The 13,373-nt window shown below is 39.2% G+C and carries 12 protein-coding genes; 10 read left to right on the top strand and 2 right to left on the bottom strand.

Going from position 1 to position 13,373, the window contains the following annotated elements; genetic code table 11:
- The first annotated feature begins 67 nt into the window (after positions 1 to 67).
- From tnpA to GM418_RS31135, 10 genes are all read left to right on the top strand, one after another.
- Positions 68 to 505: an IS200/IS605 family transposase gene (tnpA, locus tag GM418_RS31180; protein ID WP_158872290.1), complete on the top strand. Its 438-nt coding sequence runs from the start codon at positions 68 to 70 to the stop codon at positions 503 to 505.
- Positions 506 to 602: 97 nt separating this feature from the next.
- Positions 603 to 1,964 (top strand): Nramp family divalent metal transporter, encoded by a 1,362-nt coding sequence (locus GM418_RS31175; RefSeq protein ID WP_217447660.1) that lies wholly within the window; start codon positions 603 to 605, stop codon positions 1,962 to 1,964.
- The gene (locus GM418_RS31170) at positions 1,904 to 3,334 is read left to right on the top strand and encodes a tagaturonate epimerase family protein (RefSeq protein ID WP_343033358.1); all 1,431 of its coding nucleotides are present in this window, start codon (positions 1,904 to 1,906) and stop codon (positions 3,332 to 3,334) included. The genes GM418_RS31175 and GM418_RS31170 overlap by 61 nt, the downstream gene beginning before the upstream one ends.
- A gap of 48 nt (positions 3,335 to 3,382) precedes the next feature.
- Positions 3,383 to 4,786 (top strand): glucuronate isomerase, encoded by a 1,404-nt coding sequence (uxaC, locus tag GM418_RS31165; protein WP_158872286.1) that lies wholly within the window; start codon positions 3,383 to 3,385, stop codon positions 4,784 to 4,786.
- A 97-nt stretch (positions 4,787 to 4,883) separates the two neighbouring features.
- Complete coding sequence (locus tag GM418_RS31160) at positions 4,884 to 5,921, top strand: sugar kinase (RefSeq protein WP_158872284.1); 1,038 nt, start codon at positions 4,884 to 4,886, stop codon at positions 5,919 to 5,921.
- Positions 5,922 to 6,028: 107 nt separating this feature from the next.
- Positions 6,029 to 6,700 (top strand): bifunctional 4-hydroxy-2-oxoglutarate aldolase/2-dehydro-3-deoxy-phosphogluconate aldolase, encoded by a 672-nt coding sequence (locus GM418_RS31155; RefSeq protein ID WP_158872282.1) that lies wholly within the window; start codon positions 6,029 to 6,031, stop codon positions 6,698 to 6,700.
- Between the two features lie 14 nt (positions 6,701 to 6,714).
- A complete protein-coding gene (locus GM418_RS31150; protein ID WP_158872280.1) occupies positions 6,715 to 7,698 on the top strand; it encodes a TRAP transporter substrate-binding protein in 984 nt (327 codons plus the stop codon).
- Between the two features lie 11 nt (positions 7,699 to 7,709).
- Positions 7,710 to 8,189, top strand: coding sequence for a TRAP transporter small permease (locus GM418_RS31145; protein WP_217447659.1), 480 nt, complete (start codon positions 7,710 to 7,712; stop codon positions 8,187 to 8,189).
- A 5-nt stretch (positions 8,190 to 8,194) separates the two neighbouring features.
- The gene (locus GM418_RS31140) at positions 8,195 to 9,658 is read left to right on the top strand and encodes a TRAP transporter large permease (RefSeq protein WP_158872274.1); all 1,464 of its coding nucleotides are present in this window, start codon (positions 8,195 to 8,197) and stop codon (positions 9,656 to 9,658) included.
- Positions 9,659 to 9,726: 68 nt separating this feature from the next.
- A complete protein-coding gene (locus tag GM418_RS31135; RefSeq protein WP_158872272.1) occupies positions 9,727 to 10,188 on the top strand; it encodes a magnesium-dependent phosphatase-1 in 462 nt (153 codons plus the stop codon).
- A gap of 60 nt (positions 10,189 to 10,248) precedes the next feature.
- On the opposite strand, the gene GM418_RS31130 is transcribed toward GM418_RS31135, so the two are convergent.
- On the bottom strand, positions 10,249 to 11,217 hold the full coding sequence (locus GM418_RS31130; protein WP_158872270.1) for a DUF4861 family protein: 969 nt from the start codon (positions 11,215 to 11,217) through the stop codon (positions 10,249 to 10,251).
- Positions 11,218 to 11,631: 414 nt separating this feature from the next.
- A complete protein-coding gene (locus tag GM418_RS31125; protein ID WP_217447658.1) occupies positions 11,632 to 13,371 on the bottom strand; it encodes a M14 family metallopeptidase in 1,740 nt (579 codons plus the stop codon).
- Positions 13,372 to 13,373: the final 2 nt, after the last annotated feature.

Genomic DNA, 13,373 nt, shown 5'->3' with positions numbered 1-13,373 from the left:
TTCAGTCTGGTTATAAATAAGTATATGGAGTTTTTAGCCTGCTTTAGCAGGCTTTTAAGAATAGACGATGATTCATTCATTTGTTCGAAATTATTTACACATAACTTGGTCTTCAAAAGAAAGAATTAAAGTTTTTAACTCTTTTCGCGTAAGAATTTCTGTAAAGAATTTTATTCTTGAGAAAACAAAGGAGATTCAAATACCTGTTTTATCAGTTAATGTTCAATCAGAACATATTCATTTGTTAGTAGATTTGCCTTCAGATATATGTTTAGCAGATTTTGTTCAAAAGGTGAAAGGTTCTTCTTCTTATTGGATAAATCAGGAAAGGTTGGTTGATGGTAGATTTTCGTGGCAGAGAGGTTACGGAGCTTTTTCTGTTAGTGCATCGCAACTTGAAATTGTAAAGAGTTATATAATAAATCAGGATAGTCACCATAAAATTAAATCATTTGAAGAGGAATATAATGAGTGGAAAAACAATTATGGTTTTTTTGATGATTAAAGCCGGCTTAAGCCGGCTGGCTGAGGATTTAGATTTATGATTTATTTTCACCAAGCTGAAGCATGGTGCTTTTTTTGAGAAACTAACTAATAAATAAATGCCAATGCAAACCGATCCGTATATTCTCTCCGGGGAAAGTATAAAAAGTGCCCCCACTTCTTTGTTGGGAAAATTCAGATATTTAGGCCCCGGATTTATTTTGTCGGCATCGGTTGTTGGCTCCGGCGAGTTAATTTCCACAACAACTTTAGGTGCAAAAGCCGGTTTTGTTACGTTTTGGGTTATTCTGGTAAGTTGTGCAGTGAAAGTTGCCATTCAGCTTGAATTTGGAAAGCAAGCCATTCGCACCGGGGAAACGGTGTTTACTTCGCTGAATAAAATTGGCGGTCCCCGCTTTGGAAAACAAAAAGCCAACTGGAGTCTTTGGACATGGTTTTTTCTTTGGCTTTTTAAACCACTTCAGTTGGGTGGAATTATTGGCGGCGTGGCCATTACTTTAAATATGGCTTTCCCGTCACTAAGTATCACAAGTTTTGCGATTATTGTTGGCATTATTGTGGCCACCATGGTTTTTAAAGGCTACTACTTTTTTATTGAAAAAGTATCAGTTGTGTTGATGCTGCTGTTTACAACGTTTACAGTTGTCGCTGTTTTTATGCTTCAATACACTGGTTTTGCTTTTACGCAAAGCGACGTACTGGAAGGCTTGAAGTTTCAGCTTCCGCCCGCAGCGGTTGGATTTGCAATTGCTGCTTTTGGACTCACAGGAGTTGGCGGTGACGAAATTGTGGCTTACAATTATTGGTGTCTGGAAAAAGGATATGCAAGGTTTACCGGTCCGTTTGAAGAATCAGATGAATGGCGGAAACGCGCCAGGGGCTGGATTAAAGTTATGAACCTGGATGCCATTTTATCGATGGTTGTTTACACGCTGGTAACGGCGGCTTTTTATTTGCTCGGGGCGGCGGTACTTTATAAAAGAGGTGAAATTCCGGGTGGTTTCGAAATGATTGAAACACTTTCAAAAATGTACACGCATTCATTTGGGCCCTGGGCAAAAGACTTTTTTCTTTTCGGCTCTTTTGTGGTTTTGTTTTCAACTTTATTTTCTGCATTGGCAGCCCGCACGCGAATTTTCTCTGATTTGTTTGGACAACTCGGATGGATTGATTTTTTCAACCTAAAACAACGCAAAAGAACAGTAGCAATTTTGGCCTGGGTATTTCCGTTTTTATGGGTAATTGCACTTTTGTGGGTAAAATCGCCGGTGTTTATGGTAACCATTGGCGGAATTATTACATTTTTTATGTTATTAATAATTGTTTACGCCGGATTACATTTTAGATATAAACAAAAACAATTTGGCCTCGAATCCTCAAAATTCTATGATATTTCATTGTGGGTGAGTTGTTTGGTTATATTTTTAGTCGGTTTGTACGGTGCGATTTCGCTAATTTAGAATCAGAATATATTTGTATAACATCAAAAAAGCTTTTGCCACAAAAAAATATATCTATACTTTCGTGTTCGTACACGGAAGTGTTTTTTTACAGCAAAAAAATAGTAAATCAAACAAATAAAATGGAACTAGGTAAATACAGTTTTGGAACCGGAGACCGGTTTAATCATGAGGGAGAAGCTCAGTTAAGCGCTTTGATAACAGCTACTTCTGAAGGAGTAGAGGTTACTCCGGTTTGGAATAAGTCAAACAGAGAACACAATATTGTTCATTCAGAACCTGAAGGAACACGAAAAGAAGCTGATGCAGCCGTTAAAAATCTCGGTTGGGAGGGCCCCTATTTTGTTGATGCCGACCATATTAATCTTACCAATGTGGATCGTTTTATTGAACATTGCAATTTTTTTACACTCGATGTTGCAATGTATATTGGGAACGAATCAGCAGTGGAAGATGTTCTTAAATTTAAAAAATCGTGCGAAGCTTTGGGAACGGAAGTTTCTATTGCAGGGATTTCGGAACCAATTGTAATTACCGATGAACTTTTGGATGTTGTTGCAGGTAAATATCTGGCAGCTGTAAAAGAAGCAGGAAAAATTTATCGTCACATTGAGTCGGCAAAAGGAACCGGAAATTTTGTTACCGAAGTTTCCATGGACGAAGTGGAAGAACCACAAACGCCGGTGGATATGTTTTTTATCCTTAAAATGATTGCAGAGGAAAAAATTCCGGCTCAAACAATCGCACCAAAATTTACTGGTCGTTTTAATAAAGGAGTCGATTATGTTGGCGACACCGTTCAATTTGCCAAAGAATTTGAAGAGGACGTGTTGGTAATTGAACACGCAGTAAAAGGATTTGGTCTTCCTGAAGATTTAAAATTGAGCGTGCATTCTGGTTCTGATAAATTTACTATTTATCCGATAATGGCCGAAATTATAAAAAAACACGATAAGGGTATTCACGTAAAAACAGCCGGTACTACCTGGTTGGAAGAAGTTATCGGATTGTCTATTTCGGGTGATGCCGGTTTGGAAGCTTCCAAAGAGATTTATAAAAAAGCACTGGAAAGAAAAGAAGAATTGTGCGCTCCTTATGCCGACGTAATCGATATTGATGATTCAAAATTGCCAACACCGGAAGAAGTAGATGGTTGGGATGGTGAAAAATATTCAAACACCTTGCGACATATTCCGGGGCATGCTGATTATAACTCTAACTTCCGACAGCTCATTCACGTAGGTTACAAAGTGGCTGCCGAAATGGGTGAAAAATATACTGATTTGTTAAAGGAAAATGCTGAAGTAGTAGGTTCTTGTGTGGAAGAAAATATTTACGAACGTCACCTGAAACGCTTATTCGATTTGTAATAAACCAAAAACAACGGTTCTTTTTGAGGGCCAATAAATTTCCTCATAATGAAAAAATTCATGGACGAAAATTTCCTGTTGCAGACAGAAACAGCACAGGAATTATATCATAATCATGCGGCTAAAATGCCAATTTTTGATTATCACTGTCACATTCCACCTCAGGAAGTTGCAGAAGACAAACAGTTTAAAAATATTACTCAGATTTGGTTGTACGGCGATCATTACAAATGGAGAGCCATGCGTTCCAACGGAGTAAACGAACGCTATTGTACCGGCGATGCTTCTGATTGGGAAAAGTTTGAAAAATGGGCAGAAACGGTTCCGCAAACGTTGCGTAACCCATTGTATCATTGGACTCATTTAGAATTAAAAAAATTCTTCGGAATTGATAAATTGTTGAGTCCGGTTACTGCAAAAGAAATTTGGGAAGAATGTAATGCAAAATTGCAAACTTCAGATTATTCCGTTCGAAATATTATTCGTAAAGCAAACGTACACACCATTTGTACAACTGACGATCCCGTTGATTCTCTGGAACATCATCAGGCAATAAAAGAAGATGGCTTTGAAGTAGCGGTACTTCCCGCCTGGAGACCAGACAAAGCAATGGCGGTTGAAAGTGCAAAAACGTACAACGCTTATTTGGAAACGTTGGAAGAAGCTGCCGGTGAGAATATTGGCTCATTTGCTGCTTTGATGGATGCGCTTGACAGTCGTCACCAGTTTTTCCACGACAGCGGTTGTCGTTTGTCAGACCATGGTTTGGAAACAGCAATGGCCGAAGATTACACCGAAGCCGAAATAAATACTATTTTCAATAAAATAAGAAAAGGGAATGATTTGAATCCGGATGAGATTTTGAAATTCAAATCGTGCATGTTGTACGAATTCGGAATTATGGATCATTCTCGCGGATGGACGCAGCAATTCCATTTGGGAGCGCTTCGGAACAACAACACCCGCTTGTTCAAAAAATTGGGAGCCGACACTGGTTTTGATTCGATTGGCGACTTTGAAATTGCAAAATCGCTTTCTAAATTTTTGGACAGACTCGATAAAGAAAATAAACTTTCGAAAACAGTATTGTATAATCTGAACCCGCGTGATAATGAACTTATCGGTACAATGATTGGAAACTTTCAGGATGGTTCTGTTCCCGGGAAAATGCAATTTGGTTCCGGCTGGTGGTTCCTCGACCAAAAAGACGGAATGGAAAAACAAATAAATGCGCTTTCCAACCTTGGTTTGTTAAGTCGTTTTGTTGGAATGTTAACCGATTCAAGAAGCTTTTTGTCGTACACCCGCCACGAATATTTCAGGAGAACTTTGTGTAATTTGTTGGGCAACGATGTCGAAAATGGTGAAATTCCTCACGATATGGAATTGTTAGGGCAAATGGTTGAAAATATTTGTTTCAACAATGCAAAAGAGTATTTTAAATTTGAATAAGAACATGTTGATTTATAGGAAATAGTGTTCCTTTTTATTTGGATAAGTGTATCTTTGCAATCGATTGCATTGATTATCCAAATCAAAAAACTAAAGAATGAGTAATAAAGTAATAACCTTTGGCGAAATTATGTTGCGCTTGGCAACACCCGATTATCTGCGTTTTTCACAAAGCCCTCAGCTGACAGCTACTTTTGGAGGAGGAGAAGCGAATGTTGCTGTTTCTCTGGCAAACTATGGCGTTCCTGTAGATTTTGTAACCCGTCTCCCGAAAAATGATATTGGCCGGGCTTGTATGATGGATTTGAGAAAATACGGAGTTGGAACCGATAAAATTGTTTGGGGAGGAGAACGCCTCGGAATTTATTTTTTGGAAACCGGTGCAGTGAGCCGCGGCAGTAAAGTGGTTTACGACCGTGCGCATTCAGCTGTTTCTGAGATTCAACCCGGAATGATCGGCTGGGACAAAGTTTTTGAAGGAGCAAATTGGTTTCACTGGACAGGAATAACACCCGCCATTTCGCAAAGTGCTGCCGATGTTTGTTTGGAAGCCATTAAAAAAGCAAATGAATTGGGAGTAACCGTTTCCTGTGATTTGAATTATCGCAAAAATCTTTGGAAATACGGCAAGACGGCAGGCGAAGTAATGCCGGAACTGGTTGCCGGAACAGATGTTATTTTAGGAAATGAAGAAGATGCCGAGAAAGTTCTTGGAATAAAACCGGAAGGAATTGACGTAACCGGAGGTCATGTGGAAGGAGCTGCTTACGAATCGGTTTCAAAACAGATTATGGCGCAGTTCCCGAGATGTAAAAAGGTAATCACAACATTGCGTGGTTCTGTAAACGCAAATCACAACAGTTGGTCGGGTGTACTTTGGGACGGAGAGAAACTGTATGAAGCACCAACTTATCAGATTACACATATTGTCGATCGCGTAGGTGGTGGCGATTCTTTTATGGGCGGTCTCATTTACGGATTGTTGACATATACTGACGACGACCAAAAAGCATTGAATTTTGCGGTTGCCGCTTCTTGTTTGAAACACACCATTTACGGCGATTTTAACCAGGTTACTGTTGATGACGTCGAAAAATTAATGGGCGGAGACGCATCAGGAAGAGTTGCGAGGTAGATAATTTTTGCTCGCCTCAAAAAAATAGATAAAATATATTGGAGCTGCCCGATTTTTAAGAATATTGGGTAGCTTTTAACTTTGAATATTGAACTTTAAACTAAGTTATGGCCAGATTTTCCAGAATAGAAGTAGCATTAAAAATGAATGAAACCGGTATGGTTCCGGTTTTCTATAATAAAGACCCTGAAGTTTGTAAAGCAGTTGTAAAAGCATGTTACGATGGGGGAGTGCGTGTTTTTGAATTTACCAATCGTGGAGATTTTGCGACTCTGGTTTTTGCCGAATTGAATAAATGGGCAATAGAAACCTGCCCCGAGATGATTATGGGTGTGGGGTCAGTTGTTGATGAAGCAACCGCTGCAATGTATATTGCACTCGGAACCAATTTTATTGTTTCTCCGCTCATTGATGAAGGAACAGCGAAAGTTTGTAATAAACGCAAAATTGCCTGGAGCCCTGGTTGTGGTTCGGTTACAGAAATTGGCAAAGCCCACGAATTGGGTGCTGAAGTTGTAAAAATATTTCCTGGTTCTCAGGTTGGCGGACCTTCGTTTGTGAAGGCGGTAAAAGGCCCGATGCCATGGACAAGTATTATGCCAACAGGCGGCGTAACCCCAACTGAAGACAATTTGAAAGCATGGATTGAAGCTGGCGCAACGTGCGTTGGAATGGGGTCGCAGCTTTTCCCAAAAGAAATTTTAGCAGAAAAAAATTATACTTATATTACGGATAAATGTAAGGAAGCATTACAAATTATAAAAAAATATAAAAACTAATTAATCACAAGCTGATGAAATACAACAGAATAGTACTTGTTGCGGGAGTCGTTTTATTGTTTTTGGTGACTTCCTGTAGTACACATTCAGAAAAAACAGAACTAAAGCTTGCACACGGCCTGCCAACAGATCATCCGGTACACAAGGCCATGATGTTTATGGCTCAGCGATGCTCTGAACTGTCTGATGGACAGTTAACTATTGAAGTTTATCCGGCGGAACAACTTGGTTCGGAACAGCAATGTGTGGAACTGGTGCAAATTGGAAGTCTGGCAATAACCAAGGTTTCTGCCGCGGTTATGGAAAGTTTTACTGACGCGTACAAAGTGTTTGGGCTTCCCTATATTTTTAAATCAAAAGAACACTCCTTCAAAATTATGGACGGAGAAATTGGGAAGGATTTGTTGTTGAGTACGGAAGATAAATGGATTCGCGGATTAACTTATTACGATGCAGGTTCACGCAGTTTTTATACTATCGATAAACCCATTCATACACCGGACGATTTGGCGGGGTTGAAGATCAGGGTAATGCGAAGTATTACTGCTGTGGAAATGATTCGGGCACTTGGAGGTTCAGCTACACCAATTTCATGGGGAGAATTATACACCGCGTTGCAAAGTGGCGTGGTTGACGGAGCGGAAAATAATCCGCCAAGTCTTTATACATCGCGTCATTACGAAGTTTGTAAATACTATTCTTTGGATGAACACACAACGATTCCTGATGTGCTGGTAGTAAGTAAAATTATTTGGGATAAGTTGAGTGAACAGGAACAAGAATGGCTGCAACAAGCTGCAGATGAGTCTGCTGTGTTGGAACGTAAACTTTGGGCAGAATCGGAAAAAGAGTCGTTGGAGGAAGTGCAAAAAGCCGGTGTTGAGGTGATTTATCCTGATAAAGCTCCCTTTATTGAAAAAGTTCAGCCGCTTCTCGAGAGTTATAAAGACAATGAAGTTATCTATTCTTATATAAAACGAATTCAGGCTGTTAAATAAAACCTAAAATTATGAGTATACGAAAAACTATTGATAAAGCTTTGGAATGGGTGCTGGTATTTTTACTGAGTGTCCTTGTTCTGGATGTACTGTGGCAGGTGGCCAGCAGATACATTCTAAATTCACCAAGTAGTTATACTGATGAGTTGGCCGGGTATCTCCTTATTTGGGTTGGACTTCTCGGTGCTGCTTATGTTGCGGGGAAAAGAGAGCACCTCGCAATTGATTTACTTCTCCAGAAAAGCTCACCTGAAAGGAAGTTCAAGCTTGAAATTTTTATCAGTGTTGTGGTTATTCTTTTTGCCATTACCGTAATGATAGTTGGGGGAAGCTGGCTGGTTTATACGCGCTTTTATCTTTCAGTAAAATCAGCTGCTTTGGGAATGCCGCTGGGAGCCGTTTATCTGGTGTTGCCTTTGAGCGGAATTTTAATCGCTTACTTCGATATTGACAATATGTATAACATGGTTAAATCCAACCGGAAAAACTAAACACTATGGAATTTTTTGAAATATTTGTGCTTGTATTTAGCTTTATAATTTTACTTGTAATTGGAGTCCCGATTGCATTTAGTATTGGTATCTCCGGAATCTTAACCATGTTGGTAAGCATCGATATGATTCCTGCGCTTACGACTTTTTCACAACGGATGGCCACCGGGCTCGACAGTTTTGCGTTGCTTGCTATCCCATTTTTTATATTGGCCGGGAACATTATGAATAGTGGGGGAATAGCGATTCGGCTGATTGATTTTGCGCGTATTTTAGTTGGCGGAATTCCCGGAGGTGTTGCCATGGTTAACGTTTTGGCCAATATGTTGTTTGGTGCTATTTCCGGTTCTGCAGCTGCGTCTGCTTCTGCAATCGGAAGTATTATGCAACCGGAAATGAAAAAAGAAGGTTACCCCGACAATTTCAGCGCCGCAGTAAATATTACATCTGCAACAACGGGGCTGTCTATTCCTCCAAGTAACATTCTTATTGTATATTCATTGGCAAGTGGCGGGGTTTCAATTACTGCACTTTTCCTGGCTGGTTATTTACCTGGGATTCTTACCGGGCTGGGAATTATAATTACTGCCATTACCATGCTGATTTATAAAAGAAGTGGAACAAAAGCAGCAATGAGGGCTTTGGGGATTGTTACTTTAATTGCCGTTGGGATCGTCGCTGCATATAAAGGCGTTTCATTTTCACGTGCTAATTTCTCTGCAGGGTTAAACCGGGTTTTACTGTATTTGGTAGTGGCTGCTTTTGCAGTTTGGGCCGTTATAAAAACCATTCGGAACAAGGAAAAGGCAAAGGTTGGCACGAAAAAATTCCTCGACGCTATCCCTAGTTTGTTGATGTTGGTAATTGTTATTGGTGGTATTGTTGCCGGATTTTTTACAGCAACTGAAGCGTCAGCAATTGCAGTTTTATATGCCTTAGTCTTGTCGTTTATCTATCGTCAGATAAAAATTAAAGATTTGCCTGATATTTTTCTTCGTTCTGTAAAAACTACGGGTGTTGTAATGCTTTTAGTTGCTACCTGTTTGGGCTTATCGTGGATTATGGCGTATGAAAATATTCCGCAAAATGTTAGTGAAGGTTTACTTTCTGTGACAAGCAATCCGTTTATGATTTTGCTTATCATTAACATGATTTTGCTTTTTGTGGGTGTATTTATGGATATGACTCCGGCAGTTTTGATTTTTACTCCAATATTCCTTCCAATTGTTACAGCAATGGGAGTTGACCCGATTCATTTTGGGATTATTATGGTATTGAACCTGAGTGTTGGACTTTGTACTCCGCCGGTTGGTTCAGTATTGTTTATTGGTTGTAGTGTCGCCGGCTTAAGTATCGACAAAGTAATCAAACCACTTTTGCCAATGTTTATTGCAATGGTAATCGTTCTGTTGTTGGTAACTTATATTCCGGACATTTCACTTTGGTTACCCAAAAGTTTAGGATTCTAACCTGATAAATTAATTACATATTTAAGGGAGTAATTTTTACTCCCTTATTTTTTTTGAAATTTTTGAAGATGAGTTTTGACGTTTTCGTTTTCGATTTGGATTTTACACTTTGGGATGCCGGTGGAACCTGGTGCGATGCTACAAATCCACCCTATGTTTGGAGGAATAACAAATTATTGGATCGATCCGGAAGATGGATAAGTTTGTATCCGGATGTAATTGCGGTTTTGGAAGAGTTGAAAAATCAGAATAAGTTCATTGCAGCTGCTTCCCGGACTTATGAGCCGGAATGGGCGCAGGATTTATTGAATCTGTTTGACATCGATAAATATTTCGATACAAAAGAAATTTATCCGGCCTCAAAAATCTCGCATTTCAAAAAAATCCGGCGTTTTTTGGATGTTCCTTATCAACGCATGGTGTTTTTTGATGATGAGTACAGAAATATTGAAGATGTTTCGGGGTTAGGAGTAGAAGCCATTTTTGTGAGAAATGGAATAGATTTGAAAATGGTTGATAAATTTCTTTGAAGATACTCCTGCTCTATATGAAATTGCCGGAGTTTAAGGCAGCGGCAATTTCCCAATACTTTATTTTAAATATTTTATTTGAGATTGAAGTAAAACTACAAAATCGTCCATCGTTTTTATCCCTGAAGCATCCTGTTCCCAAGCAGCTCCAAAATAGTAAGTCAGTTTGTTATTTTTGGGTTTTAGAACCAGGACATGGCTGTTTGGGTCTTCAGTTTGTTTGAGTAGCTGGTTGGTTTTGTAGAATATACACATTCCCAGGTTGTCGTTTTGTAACGTTTGCCTGCCAAAAGTTATCATGCAACTCCATCCCGGTTTAATTTCGTTGATAATTTTGATTTCCGTATCAGGAAGTTTAACAATTCCCGTTGCCAGGTTGGAAAGCTCATTTGTTAAACCAATGGAGTATTGAGTAAGATAACTTCCTGCCTCTATTCTTAGTGTGGTTGTTAAATCCGTTTTTTTGTTATCGATTTCCCAGCCCTGATAGTTTATTTTAACTTCCGAGCTTTTTTTTCCAGATTCTACTGCGCAAAAAATATTATCGGTTTTTTCAACGCGGATGGCTTTTTCGCCGTTCCAAAATGCAATGGATCCTATTCCCAGTGCATCTCCCACTTTTAGTACATCAACACCCCAGTCCTGCATTTCGTGATACGAATCAAATCCGTCAAGGCCAACATGGTGTAAAACCATTTTGTCGGTTTTCTTTCCAAATATGTCGATGGCATTTCGCCAGTCGAGATAAAGCCGGTAACCGATTTTATCCGATTCCCATCCGGGACCTTCAAATTGAATATCAAAAGAATGGTCGGTGTGTTTTTCATCAACCGTAAGTTCAGTAACGGCTTTAAATTTTCCGCCCTGATATTCATATTGCTGTTTTCCACTACTTTTAGTAACCCAAACCCATTCGCCGCCTTCTTTAATTCCAAGATAGGCTTGTGTATTGAAATTTTTTGAATTTTGGCTGTTTACATGAACGGAAATTGCAAGAAGAAGCAAAAAAGATAAAATCAGGTTTTTCATTATTTTTTTATTTTATTTTTCCAGTTCAATGGCCGCAAAAACAAACGAAGCAACATCTTTGGAATCATTGTTAATCGCTTATCGCAAGGGGAATCGTTATAATTACCTCCCCGGTCTTTACTGCTTTGGTAAAAGTACAAATAATCATGACACTTCCCGACGCTTCAAAGTAATTTCCTTCTCTGGGAGTAGCTCGGTTTTTTGACGATTTCAGAAAGTACTTCCAATGCTTCAGCCAGCACCATTATTTACCAACCTTAGGTGTTGCTCCGGAAGTGTTTTGATTCTCCGGTTTTAGAATTGTACCGGCGTTGTTGCCGACTTTCATTCACCTATCGTTTTGTCCATTTTGTTCAGAGATAAAAAAAGAGATACAAAATCTTGCATCTCTTTTAAATAATAATTAAACAGCATTTATAGTTTAACAGACGTTTCCAGGTTATTTGCCTTTAACGATTCATAGTTAATTTTTATCTCGCCTTTTCCTTCAACCAAAAATTGATATTCAACATTCCCGTAACTTGGAATAGAAAGGAATTGAATCTCTGGTTTTTTCTCTTTATAACTCACTTTATCCAGACGAATATCGTTAATTTTTCCACCCGCAACAACTTTTCCACCAGTTATTTTCAAAATATCCTGACGGTGCGTTTTATTAATTTCTGATTCTTTGGCCATCGATGGTAGACCATTTTTGTTAACTAGCCTTACGCGAACACGATGTAGATTATTACCCACTTCTTTTACGTCTATAATTTCCATCGAAATTTCCGGCGTGTTTTCAGCGGCCAGCAGCACAACCGATGCGTTTCTGTGAACCAGTTCGTTTAGCATAAAAGGGTGGGGAAGTCTTGAACTCATTTTTACCCAACCCCCAATTTCAATATCTCCGTAAACAGGGTGTTTATAGGGTTTCCAATCTTTGTATAGTTCTCCTTGTGTGATATTGTCGTTGAATTTCAGACGTTCACGTGTTTCTTCAGTATTATCTCCTCTGTAGCCGGAACCTTCACTTTCCTTTTTAGGTTTGGTTTCGTCATCGTGATAAGTTTCTGCTCCATCAGGATAAAGTTCACCTACAAATGAAAATATGCCATGAATAAAATAGAGGTGGGAATCAAAATCTCCGAAAGTTGGATACAAATCAACCGAAGGCATGTAAACATATCCGGGGGTTATTTTTTTTGCATTTTTACCGATAACATCAAAGGCTGCAATATCGGCTGCCGGGATTTGTGTTTTATTGTCTGCCGGTGGACGGAGCCACATTCCGCCGTTATTATGAAAGGCAAAACCAATGATAATATTTGGTCTTTTTGTAATCCATTCATTGATGGCTTTCAGACCAACTCCGGAAAACGGGAAATTTCCGGCACCTCTTTGTACATAAGGAGGTTCCCAGTCGTATCCCCAGTTTCTGTTTGGATCAAGATAGCCCTCGGCATCTTCGTTTAATCTTCCGTCTCCGTCATCGTCAATTCCTTCTGACCCAATCAACGAATATTCTCCTTTTTCACCCGGTTTGCAACGAACCAGTATTCGGTTGTCGTCCGGATCAAGTTTGTACTGGCCGTAGGGATCTTTTATTCTCATTTGTGTGATACTTCCGTCACCATCTAGATCGTTGGGGGCATCTTCATCAAATAGTCCATCGTTATCATCGTCTTTGGGAACGCGAATACTGCGACTTGAATGCATGGTATGTGCGTCGTCAAAAAAATGTGCACGGCCGTCAACGTTTACCACAGGAATAATATAATGTACATTTCTGTCAACTATTTTGCTTATTTTTTCATTTTCTCCATACTTGGTTAATAACATGTTCGCATAATACAAACAAACTTCTCCAGCCTGAATTTCATTTCCATGAATATTTCCATCGACATAAACACCGGGTTTACTGAGTTCTTCTCCTGTTTTTTTGTTGTTGATAGTCAATGCGTAAATTTCGCGGCCTTCTTCACTTTTTCCAATCACATCCAGATGTGTCATTTCCGGATAGGCGTTGTGTAAAACTTTTAATGCTTCTGTTACTTCTTCGTAATTGTAGTACCTGTCGAAACGTAGAGGAACTTCAATTTTGCTTTTTACTCCACTGGCATAACCTGACTGGAAAATTGCAGTGAACAGTATCAAAAATATATATCGTCTCATAA

This window comes from Maribellus comscasis (assembly GCF_009762775.1).
Lineage (GTDB): Bacteria > Bacteroidota > Bacteroidia > Bacteroidales > Prolixibacteraceae > Draconibacterium > Draconibacterium comscasis.
Note: the sequence above shows the minus strand (reverse complement) of the source record. Positions and strands in the feature narration are given on the sequence as shown.

What these genes read in the sequence shown, in the direction of transcription:
- tnpA (WP_158872290.1), top strand. Translation starts at nt 68, where the DNA reads ATGATTCATTCATTTGTTCGAAATTATTTACACATAACTTGGTCTTCA.
- GM418_RS31175 (WP_217447660.1), top strand. Translation starts at nt 603, where the DNA reads ATGCCAATGCAAACCGATCCGTATATTCTCTCCGGGGAAAGTATAAAA.
- uxaC (WP_158872286.1), top strand. Translation starts at nt 3,383, where the DNA reads ATGAAAAAATTCATGGACGAAAATTTCCTGTTGCAGACAGAAACAGCA.
- GM418_RS31160 (WP_158872284.1), top strand. Translation starts at nt 4,884, where the DNA reads ATGAGTAATAAAGTAATAACCTTTGGCGAAATTATGTTGCGCTTGGCA.
- GM418_RS31155 (WP_158872282.1), top strand. Translation starts at nt 6,029, where the DNA reads ATGGCCAGATTTTCCAGAATAGAAGTAGCATTAAAAATGAATGAAACC.
- GM418_RS31150 (WP_158872280.1), top strand. Translation starts at nt 6,715, where the DNA reads ATGAAATACAACAGAATAGTACTTGTTGCGGGAGTCGTTTTATTGTTT.
- GM418_RS31145 (WP_217447659.1), top strand. Translation starts at nt 7,710, where the DNA reads ATGAGTATACGAAAAACTATTGATAAAGCTTTGGAATGGGTGCTGGTA.
- GM418_RS31140 (WP_158872274.1), top strand. Translation starts at nt 8,195, where the DNA reads ATGGAATTTTTTGAAATATTTGTGCTTGTATTTAGCTTTATAATTTTA.
- GM418_RS31135 (WP_158872272.1), top strand. Translation starts at nt 9,727, where the DNA reads ATGAGTTTTGACGTTTTCGTTTTCGATTTGGATTTTACACTTTGGGAT.
- GM418_RS31130 (WP_158872270.1), bottom strand. Translation starts at nt 11,217, where the DNA reads ATGAAAAACCTGATTTTATCTTTTTTGCTTCTTCTTGCAATTTCCGTT.
- GM418_RS31125 (WP_217447658.1), bottom strand. Translation starts at nt 13,371, where the DNA reads ATGAGACGATATATATTTTTGATACTGTTCACTGCAATTTTCCAGTCA.